Here is a 23,491-nt window from a genome sequence, read left to right on the forward strand (position 1 = left end):
GATGATGAGCCGCCGGATTACGGAGTATATCGAAGCGGTCCAGACCAACAATATTGCCCTAAATAAAGAAATTGATAAACGTCAGGGCGTTCAATCCCAGTTGGAAATGATTCTGGAATTACTGTCCGGCACCGACGAAGGGATCTTTATCCTGAATAATGAGTTTTTCTGCATCTACAATAATGCGGCCTTTTCCAGAATTATCGGTATTCCAGAAGAAGCAATCCCGACTCTAAACTTGTCAGAGAACAATATTCTTATCAATGCACCACTGGTGGACAGCCTGCAAATGAATCCGATCTGGTCCGGTGAAATCGAATATAGCCTGACTAAAGAAGAGATCCTCTTTCTTTTCCTGCGCATCAGTAAGGTAAAAAATGGCGAGGATGATTACTATATCGGTAATATCACCAATCTCACAGCCCATAAACAAATTGAAAAAGATATTTACTATCTGAAATATTTTGACAATCTGACCAAACTGAACAATAAGGTGTTTCTGGATGAATCAGGAATAAATCTCATCAGTGGTGACACTGATAATGTTGGCAATCACGCCCTAATCCTGATCAATATCGATAATTTCAGAATCATCAATGAGGCCAAAGGTTTTGATTTCGGCAACAAGGTCCTGATTGCTCTGGGCAATCGTCTTAAAACCTTAATCAGTGATCAGGATGTGTTAGCCCGTCTGGGCAATGACGAGTTTGGCATCCTGAAAGCGCATGTTGCTTCCAATGAAAATTTGTATGAATATATCCTGGGCTTAAGCAAGGCCTTGGAAAAACAGATTGCCATCAATGACGAAGAACTCATTGTTGACGTCAGCATGGGTATCAGTCTCTATCCCAATGATGCCAACCACTATCCCAAACTGTTAAAAACGGCCGCTTCAGCCCTTAATAACGTAAAAGCTAATAAGGGCCGCCGTTTTGAATTCTATGACAAAGAAATTAACACCCTCTCGATTCAAAAATACGAGCTCCAGAATAAACTGCGCAATGCCCTGAGCAACCAGGAGTTTGTGCTTCACTACCAGCCGCAGATGAATATGGCCACCAATCAGATCGTTGGCCTGGAGGCATTGATCCGCTGGAACAGCGCCAATGGCATGGTTCCCCCAGCAAGCTTTATTGCCATTGCCGAAGAATCAAATCTGATTATTCCGCTTGGCGAATGGGTGCTGGAAAACGCCTGTGAATTTGGAAAAAAACTGGCCACCTTGGGTTATCAAACGCCGATTGCCGTTAACCTGTCGATGCTTCAGTTTAAGTCACCTTATATTGGCGATCTGCTCCAATCGATCCTGACTAAAACCAACCTCCCGCCGGAACTGCTGGAACTGGAAATCACCGAGGGTATCCTCATGGATAACGAGGATGAATGTGAATCCATCCTTAGCCAGTTCCATGCGATGGGGATTCAGATATCGATCGACGATTTTGGAACCGGCGACTCCTCCTTGAGTTACTTGAAAAAATTTGCCGTCGATAAGATTAAAATCGACCGCTCCTTTATAAAAGGCATTCCCCATTACGACAACGGCACCATTGCCAAGGTCATCATTGAACTGGCCGGCAATTTCAATCTCCAGGTCATTGCCGAAGGGGTGGAAACCCCAGAACAAATTGACTTTTTACTCAAAAACAATTGTCACATTGCCCAGGGCTTTTACTACGCCAAACCGCTTGATGAGGACGAACTGCTAGCTTTTATGGAAAAATCAAAAAGGGATAATGGCTAAGCCATATCCCTTTTTTGTTTAAACCCGATCGCTTCAATTATGGTGGTGTTATTAAAAACAATTCATTAAAAGATAAATCGCTGAGCCAGGGTTTCCGGATGATCGGTGGTCATCGCTTCGCTCATGATGCAAACCCCTTTGGCGCCAGCCATCAAGGCGATTTTGTAATTGACTTCGCTAATGCCACCGATAGCAAAAACTGGGATGGTGACACCATCGCATACTTCTTTTAAAAAACGGAGTCCCCGCGCCGGCAGATTTTTCTTGCACTCGGTGGGAAAAATATGACCGGCGATTAAATAATCGGCTCCCAATGCTTGCGCTTCGCGGGCCTGTTCGACTGTGTGAACCGATACCCCCACCCGGTCGAATTTTTTTAGCATTTCACCATGTCTTCTCATCTCATCAATGGATACCTGAACAGCGCCCACATTTAACCGCTGTGCTGTCGCAATATCCTGATTGATAATCAGGTTTACCTGGTGTCGTTCACAAATTTCTTTTACTTTTATAGCCAGTTCTTGATAATCTGTTTCACTTAATTCTTTTTCTCTTAGCATAATGGCATAAGGCTTCCCGCTGGCAATTTTATCGATGCGATTTTCAAAATCGTCTGTGCATAATTTCTGGTTCGTTATACAAATGAGCATATTCGGCTCCTTCCTTTTCTTATTCTTAGTCTATCATATTTGGGGAAAAAGAAAACCGCCAATTTAATCGATTTATACCCGAATATAGTCGGTATAAACCGGCTGGAGCCCGCGATTTAAAATCATCTGATGAACCTCGCTGACGCTTCGGGGATCGGAAATTTCAAACTGTTCATCACCTTTTTCTTCCTCTTCATGGCCGCCCACCCCGACACGAACGCCAGCGGAAATTTTTGTCGCCACCATCCCAATCACATGATCACGAAATCCGGCCCGTTCCCGGGTTGAAATCGTGATCCCCGCAAAGGGCATCAGCAAGCGGTAAGCCAACATCACCTGCAGCAGTTGTTGCTCATGAACATCATTGGGATTGTTGTCGGCATTGTTAATAAAGGGTCTGAGCCGTGGGGTAGAAAAGCCGATTTCGGCATGGGGGTATTTCTGCACAATAAAAGCAGCATGCAACCCGGTCGCAAAGGCGTCTTTTCTAAAATCATCCAACCCCAGCAGCGCCCCAAAAGAGACCCCGCGCATGCCCCCCATCAAAGCCCGCTCCTGGGCATCAAATCGATAGGGAAAGACCCGCTTGGAACCGCTTAAATGAACCTGTTCATACTTGCCAAGATTATAGGTTTCCTGATAGACTGAGACAAAATCGGCGCCGCATTTTTTTAGATCGGCATACTCATCAACATTCAGAGGATAAATTTCTATCCCCACGGTAGAAAAATATTTTGTTGCCATCTTAATCCCTTCACCAATATAGTCAACTCCGGAATGATGGCGGGATTCGCCCGTTAAAATCAGAATTTCTTTTAAGCCCGTTTTGGCAATGGCTTTTAATTCTTCTTCCATTTCAGCCAGGCTAAGCTTTCCCCGACGGATTTTATTTTTGCAATTAAATCCACAGTATACACAGTTATTTTCACAATAATTGGCAATATAGAGCGGCGTAAACAGACCGATGCTGTTACCAAAATGCTTTCTGGTTTCAAGAATAGCTTTTTTTGCCATTTCTTCTAAATAAGGTGTCGCGGCTGGTGATAATAAGGCTCCATAGTCTTCTATTGATAAATGATCTTTTTTTAGCGCCTGTTTTACATCCCTGGATGTAACCTTTAAATAGTCATAGTTATCCACATTTTTTAGGACCTTATCCAGAATCTCCGAAGTGATTCTCTCCATACCCGGTTGATATGCCATCGGATCTGTTCGTTTTTTTTCCATCTTAGTCCTCCAAAAATCCCGTTAAGGGACTGGATGCTTCCCCCTGAGTTAAGACTCGGCCCAGCCCGGCCAGATAGGCATTTCGGCCTGATTCAATGGCCTGACCAAAGGCTCTGGCCATCAGCGGAATATTTTTAGCCGTTGCTACCGCGGTATTGCACATCACTGCATCGACCCCCATTTCCATCGCTTCGCAAGCCTGAGATGGCCGCCCGATGCCGGCATCGACAATAATTGGAACTGCGATTTCACTCACTAGAATCTCGATAAAATCACGGGTGCAAAGGCCCTTGTTGCTGCCAATGGGAGAAGCCAGAGGCATGACTGCCGCCGCCCCGGCACTGACTAAATCCCGTGCCACATTTAAATCCGGGTACATATAGGGCATTACCACAAAGCCGTCTCTCGCCAGGATCTCCGTCGCTTTAATGGTTTCATAGTTATCAGGAAACAAATACTTGGAATCCCTAATAACTTCCACCTTGACAAAATTCCCGCAATCAATTTCCCGGGCCAGCCGGGCGATTTTTACCGCTTCTTCAGCCGTTCTGGCCCCAGAGGTATTGGGCAGCAGGGTAATATGCCTGGGAATATAATCCAGAATATTTTCTTCGCCACCCAGATTTGCCCGCCGCAGCGCCAGAGTCACCATTTCTGCGCCACCATTCTCAACCACCGCCTTCACAATTTCCAGTGAAAACTTGCCGGAACCCAGAATAAACCGGGAATTAAAGTTGTGTCCACCAATTACTAATTGACCTGTCATTTTTTTCTCCTTTGTGACCTTATTGCCACTAACCCCATTGTTTCTACAGTCGTTACCGATCTTTCCGTTTCTTAGTTTAGCTCAACCCCCGCCCACAAAGCGAACCACTTCCAGGGTATCCTCATTACAAAGTATTACCGCATCATAGGTCGGTTTCGGGACGATTTCGCCGTTTCTTGCCACCGCCAGGGTGGCGACATCAAACTGATTATCAACTAAAAACTGCAACAGATTTTGATTGCTATCCAGGCTCATCTCTTTTCCATTAACTCTCATTTTTTTCTCCTTCACTGTTTTTAAACGCAAAAAAAGCACAAAACGCGATTACACCCTTTCGGTGGTGCACCCCATTTTGTACTTCTATTAAACTCTTAATATTCTGATTTTATTACATCACATCGCTAAAGTCAAGCCCCGTTTAAAGCGGTGTTCTCCTAACTTCTGGTGTAGGCATTAAAAGACGCCATTTTACTCTTATCTTCTTCAATTTCCAGGATTTCTTTTTTTAAGGCTTCAAGTCGCTCCGTCAGAGCGCCGACTTCCGCTTCATCAACGAAGCGATTCGTCACTTCTTTTTTTATCCCCAATGCCAAAAGCTGATCATCCTTTTCCTCATATTCTTTTCGAAGCATTTCCAGATTGGCTTCACAGCTGATCAGTTCTTTTTTTATCATCCGCATCACACGCATATCATCATAGTTTTTTAAGATTGTATCCATTTGGGTTCCTTGCCTTTCTGAAATAGTATATTTTTAGTTTATCACAGTTGCCCATGTAAATAATTATGCGAAGTCTAAAAATTTTTGCCAATCGTGATTTATATCAAATTTTTACATTTATTTACATTTTTTTACATAAATTGCCCTTATTTTTAAGATGAATCATGATTAAATGGGGTATAATAATGTAAATAACTGAAAATTAATTGGAGGAACAAACATGAACGAAGAATTATTAGAATTGATTAAAAATAAAAAGGGCTTCATCTGTGATATGGATGGTGTAATTTACCATGGTAACAGACTTTTACCAGGGGTAAAGGAATTTGTGGATTGGCTTTATGCTACCGATAAAAATTTTCTCTTCCTGACGAATTCCAGCGAACGTTCACCCATTGAACTAAAGGAAAAACTGGCCCGGTTGGGTCTGGAAATTGATGAGAGCCATTTTTACACCAGTGCTCTGGCAACCGCAAAATTTTTAAAGGATCAATCGCCAGGCTGTTCGGCCTATGTGATTGGTGAAGCAGGATTGGTTAATGCTCTTTATGACGTCCAGATTACGATGAATGATGTGGACCCGGATTATGTCGTTTTTGGCGAAACCCGTTCTTATAATTATGACTCGGTGCTAAAAGCCGTAAAACTGATTCAAAAAGGTGCCAAACTGATTGCCACCAATTCAGATTTAACTGGCCCCACCGAAGACGGTATTGTTCCTGCCTGTCGAGCCTTTGTGGCACCGATTGAGCTGGCTACCGGCAAGGAAGCCTATTACATCGGTAAACCCAACCCACTAATGATGCGTACCGGGATCAAGCGTCTGGGTGTTCACAGTGATGATGCCTTAATTATTGGCGATCGCATGGACACCGATATCATTGCTGGTATCGAATCTGGCCTCACCACCTTCTTAGTTCTCAGTGGTGTGTCCACTCGGGAAACCGTTGATGATTTTCCCTACCGCCCCAATTATATCCTCACCGGTATTGATGAGATTGTTGATGGACTGGGACTTCAATAGAAAAGGAATAGAAAATCAATGAGACGTCATTTTAGACGCCTCTTTTTTTATACCTCATTTTCACACCTCAAACGGAATCACCGATGCCAGTAAATCCCTGGCATACTGGTTCTTGGCCATCGCCAATTCGCCGCTTTGCAGCTCTTCGACAATCTTTCCCTGATACAAAAAAAGTATCTTATTGCACAGATGAGATACTGCCTGCAGATCATGGGCAACAAAGAGATAGGTGATGTTCATCTCGACCCGCAACTGATGAAGTAATTTAAGGATCTGCGATTGCACCGAAACGTCCAGAGAGCTGATTGCTTCATCCAGCACAATAAACCGGGGATTGGTAGCAATCGCTCTGGCGATACACACCCGCTGAAGCTGACCGCCGCTAAGTTCATGGGGGTAACGGTTTTTAACCGCTTGCTCCAACCCCACCTTTGCCAACAGTCTTTCAATGTGCCGATCCAAATCATTAACTTCACCGCTGGCATAAAGGGGTTCGGCAATCGCTTCCGCCGCGGTATAGCGGGGATTTACCGAAGCGGTGTAATCCTGGAACACTACCGACATTTTCCCCTTATTGTTCTTAATCCATTGGTTTGCCGGTAATCCTTCAAATAAAATACTGCCTTTATTCGGCTTCTCCAGACCCATGATCAGCCGGGCCAGGGTGCTTTTTCCGCTGCCACTTTCACCAATTAGCCCGACGCAGGCCCCCGCTTCAATGGTCATGTTCACCCCGTTTAAAATCTTTACCCGGGAGCCGCCAAAATTGACCCCCACCTTTAGATAACTTTTTTCCAAATCCTTTATTTCTATCAGCTTAGCCATTGTGGTCTCCTTTTCTCATCGCCTTTTTAAACGACTCGGTCAGTTCCAGCCGGGTGTCAATGAGATATTTGGTATAGGCATGCTGGGGATTTCTAAAAATATCACCGGCATCGCCATATTCCACCGCAGCCCCATCCTTCATCACCAGCAGCCGATCCGACAGATGTTTAACCACCCCCAGATCATGCGAAATAAAGATCAGGGCGGTTCCCATTTTTTGCCGGATCATTTTAAACTCCTCCACCACCTGTCCCTGATTAATCGAATCCAGGGCGGTGGTCGGTTCATCTGCGATAATCAGATCGGGTTCCATTGCTAGGGCAGTGGCAATCATACACCGCTGCAGCATCCCTCCGGAGAGCTGATGGGGGTATTTTTTAACCACCTGTTCCGGATCATAAATATTCATCAGACCGAGGGCTTCTTTGGCCAGTGTTAGGCTTTGTTTCCTGGTGAGATTTTTATTCTCGACAAAGGTTTCGGCCATCTGATCACCGATTTTTGCAATCGGATCAAAGGCTGACATGGCATCCTGAAGGATCATTGCGATCTGTTTGCCGCGGATCTTTCGCATCGTATTTTCATCCTCTTGCAACAGATCCCTTTCGCTGTCCTGAGACTTAAAGACAGCGGCGCCCTGACTTTTGAGCCAGGGATTGGTAATTCCCAGCAAGGCTCTGGTAATCATCGATTTACCACTGCCACTCTCACCGACAATCCCCAGACAACTGTTTTCTACCACAGAAAAGCTGACATCATGGATGATTTCATCCTGATCCCGTAAATCGGTAACGCTGAGATTTTTTACATCCAGTAATACCCTCATTGGGTCACCGCCTTTTTCCGGGCAAACAGGGAATCAAGCAAAGAATATCGCTTTGTACTAAATCCCTTATTGATTTTGGGATTTAGGGCCTCCTGAATACTGTCGCCGAGAAAATTAAAGGCGGCCACCACCAGAAAAATGGCCATCCCCAGTGCCAGCATCTGGCCGGGATTGGTCGTCATGACATTTTTAGCTTCATTGAGCATCATCCCCCATTCGGCTGTCGGCGGCTGAACCCCCAGACCCAAAAAGGAAAGCGCCGAAATATTTAGAATAATCGCCGCTGTATCCAAGGTGGCCAGCACCGCAATATCACCAATAGCGCCAACTAACAGGTGTTTTCTGACAATGTGCCAATTTGAGCAACCGGCGACCTTGGCAAAGCGGATATAGTTGCTATCCATAAACGAAATGACAATCGAGCGAATCATCCGCACATACCAGGCCCATTTGGCAATCACCGTTGCCAGAACGATATTGGTGATCCCCGTTCCCAAAATCCCCACAATCGCAAGAATCAGCACCTCACTGGGGAAGGATAACATGATATCACAGATCCGCATAATCACATCATCAACCGTTCCTCTGAAATAGCCGGCAATGACCCCCAGGACAGTACCAATCAGAATGGTGACAATCATCGTCAGCACCGAAACGAGGATCGTCACCCGGCCGCCATATAAAATCCGGGAATAAACATCCCGGCCCAATTGATCCGTGCCAAATAAATGGGCCAGCGATGGGCCCTGAAACTTATCAATGATGTTCTGAGCGGTAGGGTCATAGGGCGCTACCAAGGGTGCCAGAACAGCCAGACCAATCACCAGTAAGAGAAAAAAACTAACCCCCATCGCTAGGCGGTCCTTTCTGAACCGATTCCAAAATCCTGCCATCTCACGTCTCCCTTCTTCTCGGATCAATCCAAACGGATCCCAGATCTACCAGTAAATTACAAAATACGAATAACACCGCCATGATCAGCACATAGGCCTGAATCATCGGAAAATCCCGATTGAAAATTGCTGTCACACAGAGCCGGCCGATTCCCGGCCAAGCAAAGATGTTTTCAATCACGACGGTCCCGGCAATCAGCTTGGGAATCGACATCCCCAGGGCTGTTAAGGAGGTTTGCAGGGAATTTTTAAAGACATGTTTCATTATCGTCTGTTCCTTTAAACCCCGTACCCGACCATAAAGCACATAATTCTCCCGCTTGTTCTGAATCATGTTGTTCCGAATCAACCGGACATAGGTGGCAATATATCCCAGTGACAAGGTCACCGCCGGTAGAATCACCGAAGCCGGAGACGTCATCCCACTGGTCGGCAGCCATTTAAGCTTCACGGCAAAAAGCCACATCAGCAGAATGCCCGCCCAGAAGCCCGGAATCGCCGTTCCCACAAAAACAATCCCCCGCATCGTTTTATCCGTGATGCTATTCTCTTTCACAGCACATAACACCCCGGCTGCCACCGAGATAATAACGATGATCAACAGCGAAACACTGGCCAGATAAAGAGTCGGCGGCAATGCCTTGGCGATTTCTTCACCGACTGGTTTGTTATTGGCATAGCTGTTACCAAAATCACCCTGAAGGGCATTGCTAAGCCAAGTCAGATAGCGGGTCATAAAAGGGTCATCGAGTCCTAATTGCTCCCGCATCTGGGCAATATTCTCTGCGGTCGGGGTGACCTCATTGACCCGAATGGCGACTTCGGCCGGATCACTGGGGCTTAAATTAATTAATATAAAGGCAAAAAAGGAGATTCCGATTAAAATCGGAATCATCCACAGGAGCCTTTTGACAATGTAATGCTTCATGGTCTTACTCCCCTTTATTTTTCCAGTTTGTTATTCATAACTACTTGGAAAAGTACATTTTTTCAAATGGTATTTCATATTGAGAATCGTTAAAGGTTACCCCATTTAAACCATCGATGGCCACCGCTTTGGTTTTTGAGTAAGAAATCGGTATATACACATACTGGTCATTAATATAGGTTAGCACCTCTTTGTACATCTCGGCCCGTTTGGTGTCGTCAGCTTCAATCATGATCTTGGTAATGGTTTCATCCAGCCACTGTTTCTTTTCCAGTCCAACCTGAGCCTGATAATCGCCATGGGCGGGAATTCGCCACGATGAAACATAAGATTGGGGATCGTAGGGGGTTCCCCATGACAAAGAATATTGAAGATCAAAGTCGCCGGTTTTCTGACGATCCAGGAAGGCCTGTTTTTCTTCTCCAAGAATATTCATCTTGATGCCAACGGCGGCCAGATCGGCTTGAATCGAGGCGGCAATAGTACCTTCCTGGGCATTTTTGGAATTATAGGAAAGGGTGATTTCACATTTTTGGCCATCTTTTTCGCGAACCCCATCAGTTCCCAGCTTCCAGCCGGCTTCATCTAATAATTGTTTAGCCTTTTCCTGATTATAAGAAATCGTTTTTAAATCAATGTTACAATAGGGGACCTCTTTTGATAACAGCGTATCCGCCTGATCTTCAGATCCGTTTAAAATTCCCTGAATGATATTTTCCTTATTGACCGCATATTCAATCGCTTCCCGAACTTTAATATCTTTGGTAATCGGTGAATTACTATTGATGAGAATCGCTCTGGACGCTATCGGTTCACTGATATAGGTTTTGTAGGCGCCTTCATCTTCCAGTTTTTTATACGAATCCAGATCAACCTGATCACCATCTGCTCCGAAGAGTAAATCTACTTCGCCGTTCTGAAGGGCTAATAAAATTGTCTGAGGATCTGGCATGACCTTCCAGTTAACGGTTTTTATCTTCGTTTTTTCGCCCCAATAATTTTCATTCTGGGTAAAGGTAGCGTACTGGTTATCAACATGCTCGGATAAAACCCAGGGACCGGTGCCAATATAACCACTCACGCCTTCTTCGGTGGTGCCATTAACAAAACAATTGGGTGAAATGAATCGGAACGGCCGGGTCAGACCCAACTCCACCAGGGTGGGGTAATAGGGTTGCTTTAATACCAATTTGTAAGTGTGCTCATCGACTACCACATTTTCCTTGATCTCATTGACCATATCCAGCCAGGCATGCCGTTCCAGATTTCCGACGATGGCATCCATATTCAGTTTGACTGCCTCGGCATTAAAGGCCGCACCATCCGTAAAGGTAACTCCTTTTCGCAAATGGAAGGTATATTCCAGTCCATCCGCAGAAATTTCCCAACTTTCCGCCAGTGCCGGCTTCACTTCGCCGTCTTCATTTTTCGTGAGACCTTCAAAAACCATGTTTTGAGCTGACATCTCACCCGAATACAGATGCGGGTTAATGTCCCGGATATCCTTGGTACAGGCATAATTTAATGCTTCTTTAGTGGAAACATCAGAGTTTGCCGAGGTGCTGCTACATCCTGCAAAAATACCGGTACACAGCACCGCGGCGACAAGTACCGCTAAACCTTTTTTTAACTTCATTTTCTTTTCTCCTCTAAACTACTTGTTTTATTTGATCAACTTCCAGTTTCATGCCATTGTCTTTTGTAGCAAAGAACCTGAGCTTTATCACAACATTAAAGATTTGTATTTTTGAGGAATTTTTTCCATAAAAAAACCCCACCATCTCAGAAAAGATAGTGAGGTTGCAAAAAAAGCCTGCTAAAAAAAACACCTCCTCTATCACACGTAGAGATTGAGTAATTAAAGCAGGCAGGTCTTCTGGCTAAAGCGTCAACATTACCTCCTGCCTTCCCATATCATGGTGGCATTCCTGGAGGAACTCTTCTCATACAGCGGCGGGACCGCGTGGGATTTTCACCCATCTTCCCTTTTCACCGACCTGTAATACATTGGATTACTGCCGGCACCTGTTTTATTAATATTCAATTTAATTATAAGCCGGTGTTTTAATAAAAAATAATCAAAACACTAAAAAACAGAAACAATCACTTGTCTTTCATTGTTTCTGTTTGTCATTTTAACACGTTTAATCTGCTTTCGCAATCTTTTTAAACCGATATGATATTCTTTTTAAGAATACCTTTATATGCCAGAGAAGTTTACCTATAAGATTGACTCAATGAGTTTTTTAGTATAATCCTGTTGAGGATTTATGATAATCTCATCCGGCGTTCCTTCTTCCACCACATGACCATGATGCATCACCAGAACCCGATCACAGACTTCCTGGACCAGGGCCAGGTCATGACAGATCATGAGTTGTGACATTCCCAACTCTTTTTTTAATTGCGTCAGCAGTTTCATAATTTGGGCTTGAACCGTCACATCAAGGGCGCTGGTTGCTTCGTCACAGATCAGTAGTTGGGGTTTGATGGCAATGGCTCTGGCAATGGAAGCCCGCTGACATTCCCCGCCACTGACCTGATGGGGATAGCGGTCGGTAAATTCAGGGCCTAATTCACAGATGTTGAGATATTTAATGGCTCTCACCCGGGCTTCCTCACGACTGATCCCTTGATTGATCATACTCTCCATGATGCCATCTCCCAGTTTAATCCGGGGATTAAAAGAATCCACTGGCATCTGAAAAACCATTTGAATGTCCCGATAGACCTCCCGCTGGGCTTTCCCGCTCAGACCAATAATGTCTTTTCCACCCAGTCGAATTTCGCCTTTATCAGCCGCTTCCAGACCGGTAATCATTTTTGCCACGGTGCTTTTCCCGCTACCGCTTTCCCCAACCAGAGCCAGACATTCCCCTTTGCAAAGATGAAAGCTGACATCATCAACTGCATGAATGCTTATTTTTCCCTTATGATAGGTTTTACTTAAGTTGCTAACTGCTAAAAGCTCACTCATCTTTCACCTTCTCCGAATTCTTGGGACGGCCTGAATCAACGCTCTGGTGTATGCCTCCTGGGGATCATCGATGACATCCCGGGTATCTCCATACTCCACCAGACGACCTTGACACATCACCGCTACCTTATCGGCCATGTAAGAAACCACCCCAATATTATGCGTGACAATGGCAATTCCGGTTCCAAATTCATCCCGTAGCGCCATCATCTCTTTGACAACCTGAGCCTGAACCGTCACATCCAGAGCCGAGGTGGGCTCATCGGCAAAGAGCAGATCGGGCTCCAGAATCATCGCCATCACAATCCCCACCCGCTGATTCATACCGCCCGATAACTCAAAGGGATAACTGTTTAAAATACGCTCACTATCTTTGAGATTAATCTTGTTAAACAGGGTATCCGCCCGCCTCCTCACCTCTTGACGGTCCTTAAAACCATGTTGTTCCATGGTTTCATAAAGCTGCTCACCGATCGTTCTTATCGGGCACAAGGCACTGCCGCAGTTTTGAAAAATCATGCCCATTTCCGGTCCCCGCATGGTTCTGAGCGCTTCAGCATCGAGGTCAATCACGTTCTGGCCTTTGTAAAAAATGTCGCCACGATTAACCCGGCCGGCGCAGTCCAATAAGCCCATCGTCGCCCTGATCAGGGTGCTTTTTCCGCTTCCCGATTCGCCCACTATCCCCAGAATCTCGCCCTGCTTCATCTTCAGGTTAACACCGGTGACCATCGGCTGTCCGTCATAGGAAATTTCTACATTTTGAAGTTCTAATAATGGTTGCTGCATCGTTTTATCCTTTTGATCGGAATTTTTTTCTCGGAGTTTTTTATGCTCAATTTTTTATGCTCGCATTTTTTATTCAGTGATATCCAAATCGGCGGTAATTTCGTAGTAATCGGATGGGTGGGCAGTAAAACCAGTCACTCCTTTTTTCATAACGAAGGACATTTTTAAATGCGATGCATAAATATAGGCGTTATCATTTAAAATCTGTTGTGCAATTCGAGTGGCTAAATCACTGCGTTTTTCGACCTCAAATTCATTTCGCAGCTCAGCAACCAGGGTTTCAACCGTATCATTATGGTAATGGCCGCGGTTGTAATCAGAATTGTCAACAACATGGGTGGTGAAATAGTATTGTGGGTCTCCGGTTGGTGCGGTTACAAAGGCATTGGCAAAAACATCATAGTCACCGGCTTTTAAGAAATCCTTATAGCTGTCAGTCGCATTGACTAAAACGTCGATTCCGACTTGCTTATAGGTTGCCTGAACCGATTCTGCCAGTAGCGGCAATTCCTGTCGGGAGGTATAGGTCAGCCATTTAATCGAAAGTTTCTGACCATCCTTTTCCCGGATACCATCGCCATCGGAATCAACCCAGCCAGCTGCATCCAGAACTTTCTTGGCCCCTTCGATATCATAGCTGGCGTCCTTAACTGCATCACCACCAAAGGTGAAGTTAGCTGGGAATGGCCCAACCGCCGGTGTTCCGTTTCCATATAGTAACACTGAAGTAAAGCCATCTTTATCGATACTCATGGCCATCGCTTGACGAACAGCATCATCCTTAATCACGGCTGAATTATAATTCAAAGCCGCCTGGTAAACTCTTGAAGTATTGGTTGAGCTAATGGTATAGTCATCGTTATTCTGAAACAATTCCAGGCTGGCATAAGGCAGACCCTGCGCCGCATCAATTTCGCCGCTTTGAAGAGCCATCGTCAGGGTATCGCCATCGGTGATACTCTTGACATTGACAGTACCAACCTTTGGTTTTCCACCCCAGTAATCCATATTGGCTACCAGATTAATTTCCGTATCGGTGATTGTTTTTGCCACATAGGGACCCGTTCCGACCACGTTTTTATCAGCAGTAACGCCGGCTTCCATATCGATAATACATCCATAAGGGTCACACAGGTAGTTGACCAATGCCGGAGACTTGATTGCAGTTGTGATCGTAATGCTTTGACCATCAGCGCTAATGGATTTGATTTGCAAGTCTTTGGGCGCTCGATCATGAACAGCGATCAGATTATCCAGACAGGCTTTAACCGCTTCGCCTGTCATTTTCTTGCCATTCGAAAAGGTTACATCGTCTCTTAAATTAATTTTTACCGTAACATCGTCCAGCTGCTCAAAATCGGTAGCCAGCCAGGGTTCCAGTTCCATCTTTTCATTGAATTTAAACAGCGTTTCACCGACACCATAACGCAGTGTCGACCAGCCGATATATGATTCATGGGGGTTCATTCCCACATTCGAATTACCCACACTGTAGGCCACCGTTCCGTAATTAAAGACCTTTTCTTCCGCACTTTTGGTGCTGCCGGCGGTTCCACAACCGGACAACATCCCGGCAACCAAAACACCGGTTAACATTAAGGTTAATACCTTGCTCTTCATTTTCATTTTTTCCTCCAATTCAATTTCGCTTTTTTTGATTTGGGATCCATCACATCTCTGAACGTATCCCCCAGTAAGTTAAATAACATTACCGCTATAAAAATAGCACAACCTGGTGCTAGAATTACCCAGGGCGCTGTTTGTAGCATACTCCGCCCGTCACTCATCATTGAACCCCACTCAGCAATCGGCGGCATGGCGCCAAGCCCTAAAAAGGATAAACCAGCCAGCTCCATCATCATGGTGCCAATATCCAGGGTCGCAGTGACCAGAATTGGGCCGGTGATATTTGGTAATATATGTTTAAAGACAATCTTTGTCGGTCGCGAACCACTGAGCTTTGCCGCAGCTATATAGGGCATATTTTTAATGCCTAAAACCTGTCCCCTGGCCAGCCTGGCAAACTTTGGCCAGGAAATACAAGCCAGTGCCACCACCGCATTGATGATCCCACCGCCTAATACGCCGGCCACCGCAATGGCAAAAACCATCCCGGGAAAGGCCAGAAATATATCAGACACCCGCATAATGAAGGAATCCACTTTTCCACCCTTATAGCCACAAAACAACCCCACCAGAGTTCCGACAACCATGACGATGCCAACCAGTAGCAAGGCGGAGTAAATGGTAGTTTGCCCCCCCATAATTACCCGGGATAACATATCCCGGCCATAGCGGTCAGTTCCCAGCAGATGTTTCGAACTCGGAGACTGCAGTGCAATGTTCAGATCCTGTCCATAGGGATCGTAAGGTACAATCTTTGGCGCAAAGGCGGCAATTAGCAAAAGCAGCAGAGTCAAGGTCAGAAAAATATAAAATTTTACCATGGTTCGGTCTTTTTTCTGATGGTGAACACGCTCCGAAGCAGAACGGATAGTTGTTACATCCATGGCTCAGGCCTCCTGTTCCAGTCGAATTCGGGGGTCCAGATAATGATAGAGAATATCGGTTGCCAAATTGATCCCGACATAAATAAGCGCCATCCAAATTACATAAGCCTGAATCATCGGGTAGTCGCGCATCATAATCGAATCCACAGCCAGTTTACCGACCCCATCCCACATGAAAATGGATTCAATAATGGCGGTACCGCCGAGCAGTGACCCGATCGATAGTGCTAACAGCGTAATGATCGTCAGCATCGCGGCTTTCAGCACACTTGCATAAAGTACCACCGGCTCCCTTATCCCTCTTGCCCGGGCCCCCATCACATAGTCTTTGTTTAATTCTTCCAGAACCGTTGTCCGCACCTGCCTAGTATACTTAGAAGACATCGCTATTGCCAGGGTTAGGGTTGGTAAAACAATACTCTTCCAGCCGCCACTTCCCATCACTGGGAACAACTTGATTTTTAGGGCAAAAAAATAAATGAGCAACAGTGAAACAAAAAAACCGGGCAGAGAATTTCCGATAAAACTAAAAAAACGTATCAGATAATCCGTAAATCGATTGTGGCGGACTGCCGACACAATCCCCAAGGGGATGGAAATCAAAACAGTGAGAACAATCGAAGTCAGAGTCAGAAGCATGGTTGCCGGCAGTTTTGACACAAAGGTTTCAAAAACCGGTTTGTTTGAAATATAAGAAACACCCATATTTCCGCTGATTACCCCACCTAACCAGGATGTATATTGAACTATAAAAGGCTGATCCAATCCCAGCTCTTCCCGCTTTTGTGCTTTTATTGCTTCGGAAACCCCGCCGCTGGCATTATCATATAAGGCATCCACCGCATCACCGGCGGCTGTCTGCATCAGGGTAAATGACAGCAAGGTGATCCCCAGAATAATCGGAATCAGCTGCAATAATCGTTTGCCAATATATTTTTTCATTTTTTGTTATACCTTTCTTGCATAGCTCATTCGCTTGTTAATATTTTATCATCAAAAAAATAGCCTTACAACCTCTCCAGGGGGTTCCTCGGCCATTCCAAGTTAGCATCCTTTCGCATTCCCGCCCACTTTTAACTAAAATTATTTTTTCAATTTCTCACTGATAAAGGTGATGAATTGCTGACCCCAATCACTGAGATCTTCGCTTTTCCGTCGCACATAGCCAAACATCACCACATTCTCTTTTTCATAGAGGGGAATTCCATTGAGCTTTTTTTCATCAACCTGATCGGTGATATAGCCACTGCTGATATTGGCCAGATCGGTGGTCTGCAGAAGCTGCTGCATCACACAATCGCTGTTCGTAATAACGACACTTTCCAAAGTGGGCATATCTTTGCCCTGAGAATTGGTTATTCTCCAGTAATTGTTGAGGTCAAATTCATCCTCATAGCACTGAACCAGTTTCAGTTTTTTTAATTCATCTTCAGCAATTTCCTGTTCCCTATAAAGCGGATGCAATTGTCCCAGATAAAGCACCACCTGAGTTTTTTTAAGTTCTACAAATTCCAGGTGGTTTCTGCCCAACGCGTATTGGAAGGCGGTATTCTGATTATGCATGACATAGACAAAACCAAGTTCATCCTGATAACTGGCCACCCGTTTGATGATTTCTTCCACCGAAGCGGAATAGAGTTGAAAATGAAGCCGTTCCACATGAAATTGATTATAAAAATCCGCAAATATTTTTGCCATCCAGGCACTGGGGTTACTGGATATCTGTAGGGTCTCAATCCGATCGACCTGAGAAAATGAGGTTAACATTTCGATATTTTCAATGGCCTTGCAGGCATACTCATAAACATGCTTTCCCCGGGTAGAAAGAAGAATTCCACGGCTTTTTCGCAAAAACAGATCAAAGCCCAAATGGTCTTCCAGTGCTTTAATCGCCTTACTGACGTTAGGTTGAGTGGTGTATAATATCTCTGCGGCTTTACTAAAAGAACCGACGTCGGCACTGACAACAAAATACTTTAATTGCTTTAATTCAACCATATCACAAACCTTTTTAAATCGATTATCTTTCATCTGAACTAAACTTCTCTTTCTGATGGCTGTTTAAATTGATGTCTCGCATCTTTATCTTTTATCCGGCGGAAATCGGTTGTACTTTTATTACCAACCACGGCAAACCGATCTTATCTTTAAGATTTAATTTTACCATAGGTTATCATGGGACCGTCTTTTAAAATACATAAAGAGCTAACCTGATAAAGAACCACTCCGTCAAATCTGGCTACGCAGCTTTCCAGGGTCTTGCCAAAGTAGTCTTTGATTACCCCTAATTCTTCGCCTTTTTTGACCTTCTCCCCGACTTTTTTCCGGGGATACCAACACCCTGTAACACAAGCATTTTCGTAGACGACATCATCTACATCAACCGACTCCGTTGCAACTGCTTTTACTTCTCCGTCAAGGACCGCTAAATACCGCAGTACATTTTTTACATCTGCTTTATACAGCGATACTTCCGCTTCTGACCATCTAGCCTCGCCGCCGCGTTCGATTAAAATACTGGGAATACCGCAGGAACCTGCATAATTGTAGGCACCACCAGTGGTGATAAAGGACTTGACCATATAGGGAACATTGACTTTTTGAGCCATAGCCTTAGATTGTTTCACCACCTCCGGCGCTGCTGCGCCCAGATAATAAACATAAGGGGTCAGCATTTCATATCCATCCCCGGCATGGAGGTCGATGTAAAAATCTGTCTGGCTTAGAAATTCAGTTACCAGAAAGTGACAAATCTTATCACCCACGGTTCCACTGGGATTTCCAGGAAAAAGTCGGTTCAGGTTTTTCCCGTCCTCGGCTACTGCACTCATGGTTCTATTTTCAAACCCGCTGATATTCACCGGATGAATGAGAATCAGACACCCGGTAATCTCATCCTCAATAAGTTCTTCGGCTAATTGGATCGCCGTTTCAATCCCGGTGTATTCGGCATTATGAATTCCCCCGGTTATTAATACGGTTTTCCCCGCTCTTTTTCCATTGATCAGAGTTACCGGAAGTTTGATTACCGTTTCCGGAACCGAAACATAACCGCTCACCTTTTCCCCTGCTTCCGCCACCAGATTTCCAACCTTTATCGTCATATCTTTCTCCTTACTTTTTATCTTTTACCAATTATTTGATAAACCGATCAATTGCTTTATTGAGTTCTTCGATGGCCTGATGGTCACCCTCTTTAACGGCCGTAACAATACAGTTTTCAATATGGTCCTGAAGGATTATTTTCCCGGTATTGTTAATGGCTGCCTTTACTGCCGATAATTGAATCAACACCTCTGAACAATCCCTCCCTGATACCACCATTTTTCGCACCGATTCCAAATGACCGATGGCCTTTGATAAACGGTTTACAATAGCTTTTGAATGGGTATGCGGGTGTTTTTGTTCAAAATGATTCGTCGTTTTCATTTCATGGACATTATCGATTCCATGGCTATGATTCATAACCCCGCTCATGCCTGACTCCTTAAACTTTTAGTTTATCGTGAAACAAAAAAAATCATGACGAAATAAATCGATCTTCTGATCGAATTAAGCCTTCATGACCTCATTAATTATTTTTATATTTTCTCACACTCGATTGTTTCTGTCAATTTAAACATTCGTTGTTTGCTGCTATTTCAAATCGCTTAATTGATCAGCTATTACTTTGTCTCAGATACTCTAACCGATCTAATTAGCACGTTGAGTTCTTCACTGTTTTTTCTTTTGCTATCGAATACCCCTGATTTTTAAAGGCTTGCTCCAGCTCAACAAACTTAAAATGCTGTTTGAGTATCTCATCAATGAGTCTAAAACAACGATCACCAATATCCATCATACCAATAATATAGAGATTTTCTGGTATAAAGTTATTACTTTTTTTTGTTATGTTTTTCTCCATTTTTCGCATCCTGTTCCTTTTTTTAAATAAAAGTAGCAGATCGGCCATATTTTTAGTTAAGTTATCACGATTTATTTCATCGATGATAAAAAAATAATCGTTTCGATGGTCTTCGGAGGCCTTTTTACAAAACCCCATAAACCCGCATTGTTCAATCAATAAATTACTATTTTGATCCTTGTCACTATCGTCGGGATTTTTTTTTAAAACTTTATTCACTTCATCCTGTTCCAGATCAACATACAAAATACGCTCTTCTTCTTTTTCTTTTAATAACACATAAGCCAGTTTTTTAGCCATAAAGCTTTTACACACTGTTCCTCTTAGCATGATACTTTTTTCTTCTTTTAGAACTCTAATTATTTCCTTATATTTTTCCAGATCCAAAAAAGTCTCAGCCAGAAATGTTTCTTCTGAGTATGCTTCGCACTTTCTTTTTGCCATTTCCCGGAGGCCCCAAACCTCGCTGGAAAATGATTTTCGATAAAATAAATCCTCTCCATTAACAAAAGATTTAGAATCACTGCTGAATTTTTGTAATGTAAAACGGATCTCTGCTCGCCAATTTGGGTTTTTCTTCAGATTTTTTATTTTTTTTCTTTTGCGGATTTCTTCCTGAATATAAGATAGATGCGCTTCTCCATTCAATTGTCTTAAAACATCGACAATTTCATCAACATATAAAACTTCTTTCATAAAGCGTTTCTTCCAATAGGGCTCTTTCATAAACCGTTTAATATCCTGAGGTTCATCATAAAAGGTAAACGCAATCAAATCTCGGGTCATCCAATTTTTAGGATTAAGCTTAATTTTCCAGATACTTCTAATAAAGGTAAAGAAGTACCACTCTTTTCGTTCTTCAACCGGGGTCCAGTTGACAGCAAGTCTTTTACCATCATAATAGTTTCTAGTTACAGTGCCAATAGCCTTAATTTCCATCACCGAAACAATTTTTCCATTGGCATCGAAAGGAATCCTTTCTTTTTTATTGTGGGTAGTTTTTAATGCAATGCGATCTCCTGCTTTTATCTCATTGATCAGATTTACGGATTGGTCAGAATAATGATTTTCCCAAAAACCTTCTTTGATAAACGTCAATGTTTGAGCCTTTCTGCTTTTAGGAGATACACTTACGAACCAGCTTGGTCTGTTATCCATCTCTTCTCCTTTGTCATTTTCAGTGTCTCAATCTTAGTTTTTATTAAAAAAGTGAGGTAGAATTCTCTTCGGAGAATAACTACCTCACTGGCTTATTATTTTATGGTTGATTGATTAAAAAATCCACGATTCTATTTTTCAGCAGAAATCATAAACATCGGGGTGGATGCATAATTGACTTGCTCCTCTTTATCCCAGACCAACTCGCCAATTCCCTGCTCAACCATCACCTTTTTAAAACCGGTATTAATCAGCACTGCCGCGTCCCATTGGGGTCTCATGGTTCGGCTCAGTGGCAGATTTTTGGCAATTTCTTCCATCGCAGTAGTATCTGTACGAACATAGTGATCATTGACCCCTTCTACCTCTGAATTAACGCGATCTTTAAAATACGCCTCTCTTTTTTCTTCATCATAAAGATGTAAATACCAATTGGCGTCAAAGTTTAACATTTTCCCACCAGGAGCCAGTACCCGGTGCCACTCACGATAGGCATCATCCGGCCGTTCCAGGTTCCAGGTCAGGTTTCGGGTTATAATCAGATCAAAACAACTGTCTTCAAAATTTAATTGATGGGCATCCATCTGCATAAACTTAATCTGGTTCCGGTAATTTTGGGCATTGCGTTTTGCCTTATGGAGCATCGCATCCGTATAGTCCACCGCCGTCACATCGTAGCCGCAGGAGGCCATGGTAATGGCAAAAAAGCCCGGGCCGGTGCCGATATCCAAAACCCGCAACTTTCGGCCAATCACGGCTGGCTTATGACGATTAATCAACTCTTTCCAAACATCCATTTTATAACTATTGAGCTCCGCTACATTAACCTCGGAATAACCTTCTGAGCGTTTATCCCAATAATTCTCCACTTTTTCAAGAATATTTTCCATCATTTGTCTCTCCTTTTCGCACCTAAAAAAATAAAAAAAGCCACAAAGAAATAAGCCGATCTTCTGATCGAATTAAGTCTTCATGACTTTCTTGTATATACTTGTATTTAATTAGTGCTATTTTCTCATAATCTCACTATTCTGTCAAGCGTTATTCTGCAACCATGGAAAATCATATTATTAGTCTATCAAATTTCAATCTCTTACCTATTCGAAGCTTTTTAAATTAGATTTCTAGTTTTGCCATCGACAAGCGCTTAAACTCACCCATCCAATCTCCCTTCCAATAGTAAATAGCCATACAGAGCGCTGTGGAAGCCCAGGTAATCGGGTAGGTCATGGCAATTCCCTGAATCCCCTGAACCGAGGCCATTAATAAAAATAACAGTACCGTCCTCAGCACACAAATATTGGTGAGAATAATAGCCATCGGCGGCACTGACTTTCCTGCCCCGCGAATGGTTCCTCCCAATACCTCCAGGATCAGGTAAATCCAATAAAAAGGAAAGGTAATGCTAATAATCTGCAGGCCATAATCCAACACGGAAGGATCACTATTAATCACCCCAAAGGCCTGCCTGCCAAAGAATAACACAAAGGTGCTCATCACCGCAGTAACGCCAATACCCATCATTAAACAGACCCTGGTGCCTTTTTTGACCCGGTCATAATTCTTTGCGCCAATATTCTGGCTGGTAAAGGTGGTTATCGCCTGACCGATAGCAAGAATCGGCAGATAAATTAGCAGTTCAACCTTAAAATATGCCGTGAACGCAGTAATAGCATCCACACCAAGACTATTAACATGGTATTGAACAAAGACATTGGACAAGGTAATGACCAGAGCTTGAAAGCCGGTGGGAACACCAATTTTAAGGATTTTGTAAAAATGTACTTTGGCTATTTTTATTTTTTTAAGTTCTAATTTATAGTCACGATCAACATGCATCAGGTAATGTAAAACCAGTAGTGCCGCAACCGTTTGTGAAAATAGGGTGGCATAAGCCGCGCCGACAACCCCAAATTTAAAGATCACGATAAACACCCCATCCATAATAACATTGACAATTCCGCCAAACAGTTGGATGTACATCGGTGTTTTTGAATTTCCCAGTGCTCTGATAATCCCAGAACCCATATTATAGGTGACCACCGAGATAATACTGATAAAATAAACCCGAATATAGGCTACCGCTAAACCCATAATCTCATCCGGGGTGTTAATTAGTTTAAGAAAATACGGTGCTCCGATCAAACCAATAAGCATAATAATAATGCCACAGATAAAACCCAGGCCAATGGCCGTATGAACCACACTTTTTAATTCTTTCTTATCACCGGTTCCAAAAACATAGGATGCCACGACACTGGAACCCACTGACATTCCTGAAAAAAAGCCCACCAGACAGGTTACAAACAAAGCGCTGGCACCAACAGCCGCCGCTGCTTCTTTTCCTAAAAAATTACCGACATAGATTAAATCAACGGTATTATAAAGTTGCTGAATAAAACTCGTTCCCAACAAAGGCAATGCGAAAAACAACAATTTTTTCCATATGACCCCTTCTGTTAAACTGTTATTTTTCATTTACTTTTTCTCCTCTATCTTTAACAAATCAATTCTTACTATCACTAAAAAAACTGCTTCTTAAAACCACTAA

23 protein-coding genes and 1 riboswitch are annotated in these 23,491 nt (G+C 43.6%); of the genes, 2 read left to right on the forward strand and 21 right to left on the reverse strand.

Annotated features, from left to right (window positions below; translation table 11 throughout):
• The first annotated feature begins 1 nt into the window (after nt 1).
• A complete protein-coding gene (locus DOZ58_RS12125) occupies nt 2–1,744 on the forward strand; it encodes a bifunctional diguanylate cyclase/phosphodiesterase (RefSeq protein ID WP_111888522.1) in 1,743 nt (580 codons plus the stop codon).
• 65 nt (nt 1,745–1,809) lie between these two features.
• Here DOZ58_RS12125 and DOZ58_RS12130 read toward each other — a convergent pair whose 3' ends face one another.
• From DOZ58_RS12130 to DOZ58_RS12150, 5 genes are all read right to left on the reverse strand, one after another.
• Nucleotides 1,810–2,394 carry a thiamine phosphate synthase gene (locus tag DOZ58_RS12130; RefSeq protein ID WP_111888523.1) on the reverse strand — a complete coding sequence of 195 codons (585 nt, stop codon included), beginning with the start codon at nt 2,392–2,394 and terminating at the stop codon, nt 1,810–1,812.
• 72 nt (nt 2,395–2,466) lie between these two features.
• Nucleotides 2,467–3,621: a 2-iminoacetate synthase ThiH gene (thiH, locus tag DOZ58_RS12135; protein WP_111888524.1), complete on the reverse strand. Its 1,155-nt coding sequence runs from the start codon at nt 3,619–3,621 to the stop codon at nt 2,467–2,469.
• A 1-nt stretch (nt 3,622) separates the two neighbouring features.
• A complete protein-coding gene (locus DOZ58_RS12140) occupies nt 3,623–4,387 on the reverse strand; it encodes a thiazole synthase (RefSeq protein ID WP_111888525.1) in 765 nt (254 codons plus the stop codon).
• 81 nt (nt 4,388–4,468) lie between these two features.
• Complete coding sequence (gene thiS, locus DOZ58_RS12145) at nt 4,469–4,663, reverse strand: sulfur carrier protein ThiS (RefSeq protein ID WP_111888526.1); 195 nt, start codon at nt 4,661–4,663, stop codon at nt 4,469–4,471.
• Nucleotides 4,664–4,821: 158 nt separating this feature from the next.
• On the reverse strand, nt 4,822–5,106 hold the full coding sequence (locus DOZ58_RS12150) for a hypothetical protein (protein ID WP_111888527.1): 285 nt from the start codon (nt 5,104–5,106) through the stop codon (nt 4,822–4,824).
• Between the two features lie 220 nt (nt 5,107–5,326).
• Here DOZ58_RS12150 and DOZ58_RS12155 point away from each other — a divergent pair, with 220 nt between their 5' ends.
• The gene (locus DOZ58_RS12155) at nt 5,327–6,130 is read left to right on the forward strand and encodes an HAD-IIA family hydrolase (protein ID WP_111888528.1); all 804 of its coding nucleotides are present in this window, start codon (nt 5,327–5,329) and stop codon (nt 6,128–6,130) included.
• A 60-nt stretch (nt 6,131–6,190) separates the two neighbouring features.
• On the opposite strand, the gene DOZ58_RS12160 is transcribed toward DOZ58_RS12155, so the two are convergent.
• The 16 genes from DOZ58_RS12160 to DOZ58_RS12235 form a co-directional block, all read right to left on the reverse strand.
• Nucleotides 6,191–6,955: an ABC transporter ATP-binding protein gene (locus tag DOZ58_RS12160; RefSeq protein ID WP_111888529.1), complete on the reverse strand. Its 765-nt coding sequence runs from the start codon at nt 6,953–6,955 to the stop codon at nt 6,191–6,193.
• Nucleotides 6,948–7,781 carry an ABC transporter ATP-binding protein gene (locus DOZ58_RS12165; protein ID WP_111888530.1) on the reverse strand — a complete coding sequence of 278 codons (834 nt, stop codon included), beginning with the start codon at nt 7,779–7,781 and terminating at the stop codon, nt 6,948–6,950. The genes DOZ58_RS12160 and DOZ58_RS12165 overlap by 8 nt, the downstream gene beginning before the upstream one ends.
• A complete protein-coding gene (gene opp1C / locus DOZ58_RS12170) occupies nt 7,778–8,674 on the reverse strand; it encodes a nickel/cobalt ABC transporter permease (protein WP_111888531.1) in 897 nt (298 codons plus the stop codon). The genes DOZ58_RS12165 and opp1C overlap by 4 nt, the downstream gene beginning before the upstream one ends.
• Before the next feature lies 1 nt (nt 8,675).
• Complete coding sequence (gene opp1B, locus DOZ58_RS12175) at nt 8,676–9,602, reverse strand: nickel/cobalt ABC transporter permease (protein ID WP_111888532.1); 927 nt, start codon at nt 9,600–9,602, stop codon at nt 8,676–8,678.
• Between the two features lie 40 nt (nt 9,603–9,642).
• Entirely contained in the window at nt 9,643–11,238 is a 1,596-nt protein-coding gene (gene nikA / locus DOZ58_RS12180; RefSeq protein ID WP_111888533.1) for a nickel ABC transporter substrate-binding protein, read from the reverse strand.
• Between the two features lie 212 nt (nt 11,239–11,450).
• A riboswitch (cobalamin riboswitch) is annotated at nt 11,451–11,646 on the reverse strand.
• Between the two features lie 177 nt (nt 11,647–11,823).
• Nucleotides 11,824–12,579 (reverse strand): ABC transporter ATP-binding protein, encoded by a 756-nt coding sequence (locus DOZ58_RS12185; protein WP_111888534.1) that lies wholly within the window; start codon nt 12,577–12,579, stop codon nt 11,824–11,826.
• A gap of 3 nt (nt 12,580–12,582) precedes the next feature.
• Entirely contained in the window at nt 12,583–13,368 is a 786-nt protein-coding gene (locus DOZ58_RS12190) for an ABC transporter ATP-binding protein (RefSeq protein ID WP_111888535.1), read from the reverse strand.
• A 69-nt stretch (nt 13,369–13,437) separates the two neighbouring features.
• Nucleotides 13,438–14,994 carry an ABC transporter substrate-binding protein gene (locus DOZ58_RS12195; RefSeq protein WP_111888536.1) on the reverse strand — a complete coding sequence of 519 codons (1,557 nt, stop codon included), beginning with the start codon at nt 14,992–14,994 and terminating at the stop codon, nt 13,438–13,440.
• Nucleotides 14,991–15,878: a nickel transporter permease gene (gene nikC / locus DOZ58_RS12200; protein WP_111888537.1), complete on the reverse strand. Its 888-nt coding sequence runs from the start codon at nt 15,876–15,878 to the stop codon at nt 14,991–14,993. Before nikC ends, DOZ58_RS12195 begins: the two co-directional genes overlap by 4 nt.
• A gap of 3 nt (nt 15,879–15,881) precedes the next feature.
• Complete coding sequence (gene nikB, locus DOZ58_RS12205; protein ID WP_111888538.1) at nt 15,882–16,820, reverse strand: nickel ABC transporter permease; 939 nt, start codon at nt 16,818–16,820, stop codon at nt 15,882–15,884.
• Between the two features lie 141 nt (nt 16,821–16,961).
• A complete protein-coding gene (locus DOZ58_RS12210; protein WP_111888539.1) occupies nt 16,962–17,909 on the reverse strand; it encodes a LysR family transcriptional regulator in 948 nt (315 codons plus the stop codon).
• A 116-nt stretch (nt 17,910–18,025) separates the two neighbouring features.
• A complete protein-coding gene (locus DOZ58_RS12215) occupies nt 18,026–18,982 on the reverse strand; it encodes a M14 family metallopeptidase (protein WP_111888540.1) in 957 nt (318 codons plus the stop codon).
• Between the two features lie 31 nt (nt 18,983–19,013).
• Nucleotides 19,014–19,307 (reverse strand): metal-sensing transcriptional repressor, encoded by a 294-nt coding sequence (locus DOZ58_RS12220; protein WP_242988709.1) that lies wholly within the window; start codon nt 19,305–19,307, stop codon nt 19,014–19,016.
• Between the two features lie 268 nt (nt 19,308–19,575).
• On the reverse strand, nt 19,576–20,940 hold the full coding sequence (locus DOZ58_RS12225; protein ID WP_111888541.1) for a hypothetical protein: 1,365 nt from the start codon (nt 20,938–20,940) through the stop codon (nt 19,576–19,578).
• Nucleotides 20,941–21,071: 131 nt separating this feature from the next.
• Entirely contained in the window at nt 21,072–21,833 is a 762-nt protein-coding gene (locus DOZ58_RS12230) for a methyltransferase domain-containing protein (protein WP_322519602.1), read from the reverse strand.
• A 223-nt stretch (nt 21,834–22,056) separates the two neighbouring features.
• Entirely contained in the window at nt 22,057–23,418 is a 1,362-nt protein-coding gene (locus DOZ58_RS12235) for an MATE family efflux transporter (RefSeq protein WP_111888542.1), read from the reverse strand.
• Between the last annotated feature and the right edge of the window lie 73 nt (nt 23,419–23,491).

The sequence above is a fragment of the Acetobacterium sp. KB-1 genome (assembly GCF_003260995.1).
Classification (GTDB): Bacteria; Bacillota; Clostridia; order Eubacteriales; family Eubacteriaceae; genus Acetobacterium; species Acetobacterium carbinolicum.

Coding starts and splice junctions, on each gene's coding strand:
- thiS (WP_111888526.1), bottom strand. CDS start 4,663: ATGAGAGTTAATGGAAAAGAGATGAGCCTGGATAGCAATCAAAATCTG.
- DOZ58_RS12195 (WP_111888536.1), bottom strand. CDS start 14,994: ATGAAAATGAAGAGCAAGGTATTAACCTTAATGTTAACCGGTGTTTTG.
- DOZ58_RS12155 (WP_111888528.1), top strand. CDS start 5,327: ATGAACGAAGAATTATTAGAATTGATTAAAAATAAAAAGGGCTTCATC.
- DOZ58_RS12235 (WP_111888542.1), bottom strand. CDS start 23,418: ATGAAAAATAACAGTTTAACAGAAGGGGTCATATGGAAAAAATTGTTG.
- DOZ58_RS12220 (WP_242988709.1), bottom strand. CDS start 19,307: ATGAAAACGACGAATCATTTTGAACAAAAACACCCGCATACCCATTCA.
- DOZ58_RS12130 (WP_111888523.1), bottom strand. CDS start 2,394: ATGCTCATTTGTATAACGAACCAGAAATTATGCACAGACGATTTTGAA.
- DOZ58_RS12160 (WP_111888529.1), bottom strand. CDS start 6,955: ATGGCTAAGCTGATAGAAATAAAGGATTTGGAAAAAAGTTATCTAAAG.
- opp1B (WP_111888532.1), bottom strand. CDS start 9,602: ATGAAGCATTACATTGTCAAAAGGCTCCTGTGGATGATTCCGATTTTA.
- DOZ58_RS12190 (WP_111888535.1), bottom strand. CDS start 13,368: ATGCAGCAACCATTATTAGAACTTCAAAATGTAGAAATTTCCTATGAC.
- DOZ58_RS12185 (WP_111888534.1), bottom strand. CDS start 12,579: ATGAGTGAGCTTTTAGCAGTTAGCAACTTAAGTAAAACCTATCATAAG.
- nikC (WP_111888537.1), bottom strand. CDS start 15,878: ATGGATGTAACAACTATCCGTTCTGCTTCGGAGCGTGTTCACCATCAG.
- DOZ58_RS12215 (WP_111888540.1), bottom strand. CDS start 18,982: ATGACGATAAAGGTTGGAAATCTGGTGGCGGAAGCAGGGGAAAAGGTG.
- DOZ58_RS12225 (WP_111888541.1), bottom strand. CDS start 20,940: ATGGATAACAGACCAAGCTGGTTCGTAAGTGTATCTCCTAAAAGCAGA.
- opp1C (WP_111888531.1), bottom strand. CDS start 8,674: ATGGCAGGATTTTGGAATCGGTTCAGAAAGGACCGCCTAGCGATGGGG.
- DOZ58_RS12210 (WP_111888539.1), bottom strand. CDS start 17,909: ATGAAAGATAATCGATTTAAAAAGGTTTGTGATATGGTTGAATTAAAG.
- DOZ58_RS12125 (WP_111888522.1), top strand. CDS start 2: ATGATGAGCCGCCGGATTACGGAGTATATCGAAGCGGTCCAGACCAAC.
- DOZ58_RS12230 (WP_322519602.1), bottom strand. CDS start 21,833: ATGATGGAAAATATTCTTGAAAAAGTGGAGAATTATTGGGATAAACGC.
- DOZ58_RS12165 (WP_111888530.1), bottom strand. CDS start 7,781: ATGAGGGTATTACTGGATGTAAAAAATCTCAGCGTTACCGATTTACGG.
- DOZ58_RS12150 (WP_111888527.1), bottom strand. CDS start 5,106: ATGGATACAATCTTAAAAAACTATGATGATATGCGTGTGATGCGGATG.
- thiH (WP_111888524.1), bottom strand. CDS start 3,621: ATGGAAAAAAAACGAACAGATCCGATGGCATATCAACCGGGTATGGAG.
- nikB (WP_111888538.1), bottom strand. CDS start 16,820: ATGAAAAAATATATTGGCAAACGATTATTGCAGCTGATTCCGATTATT.
- nikA (WP_111888533.1), bottom strand. CDS start 11,238: ATGAAGTTAAAAAAAGGTTTAGCGGTACTTGTCGCCGCGGTGCTGTGT.
- DOZ58_RS12140 (WP_111888525.1), bottom strand. CDS start 4,387: ATGACAGGTCAATTAGTAATTGGTGGACACAACTTTAATTCCCGGTTT.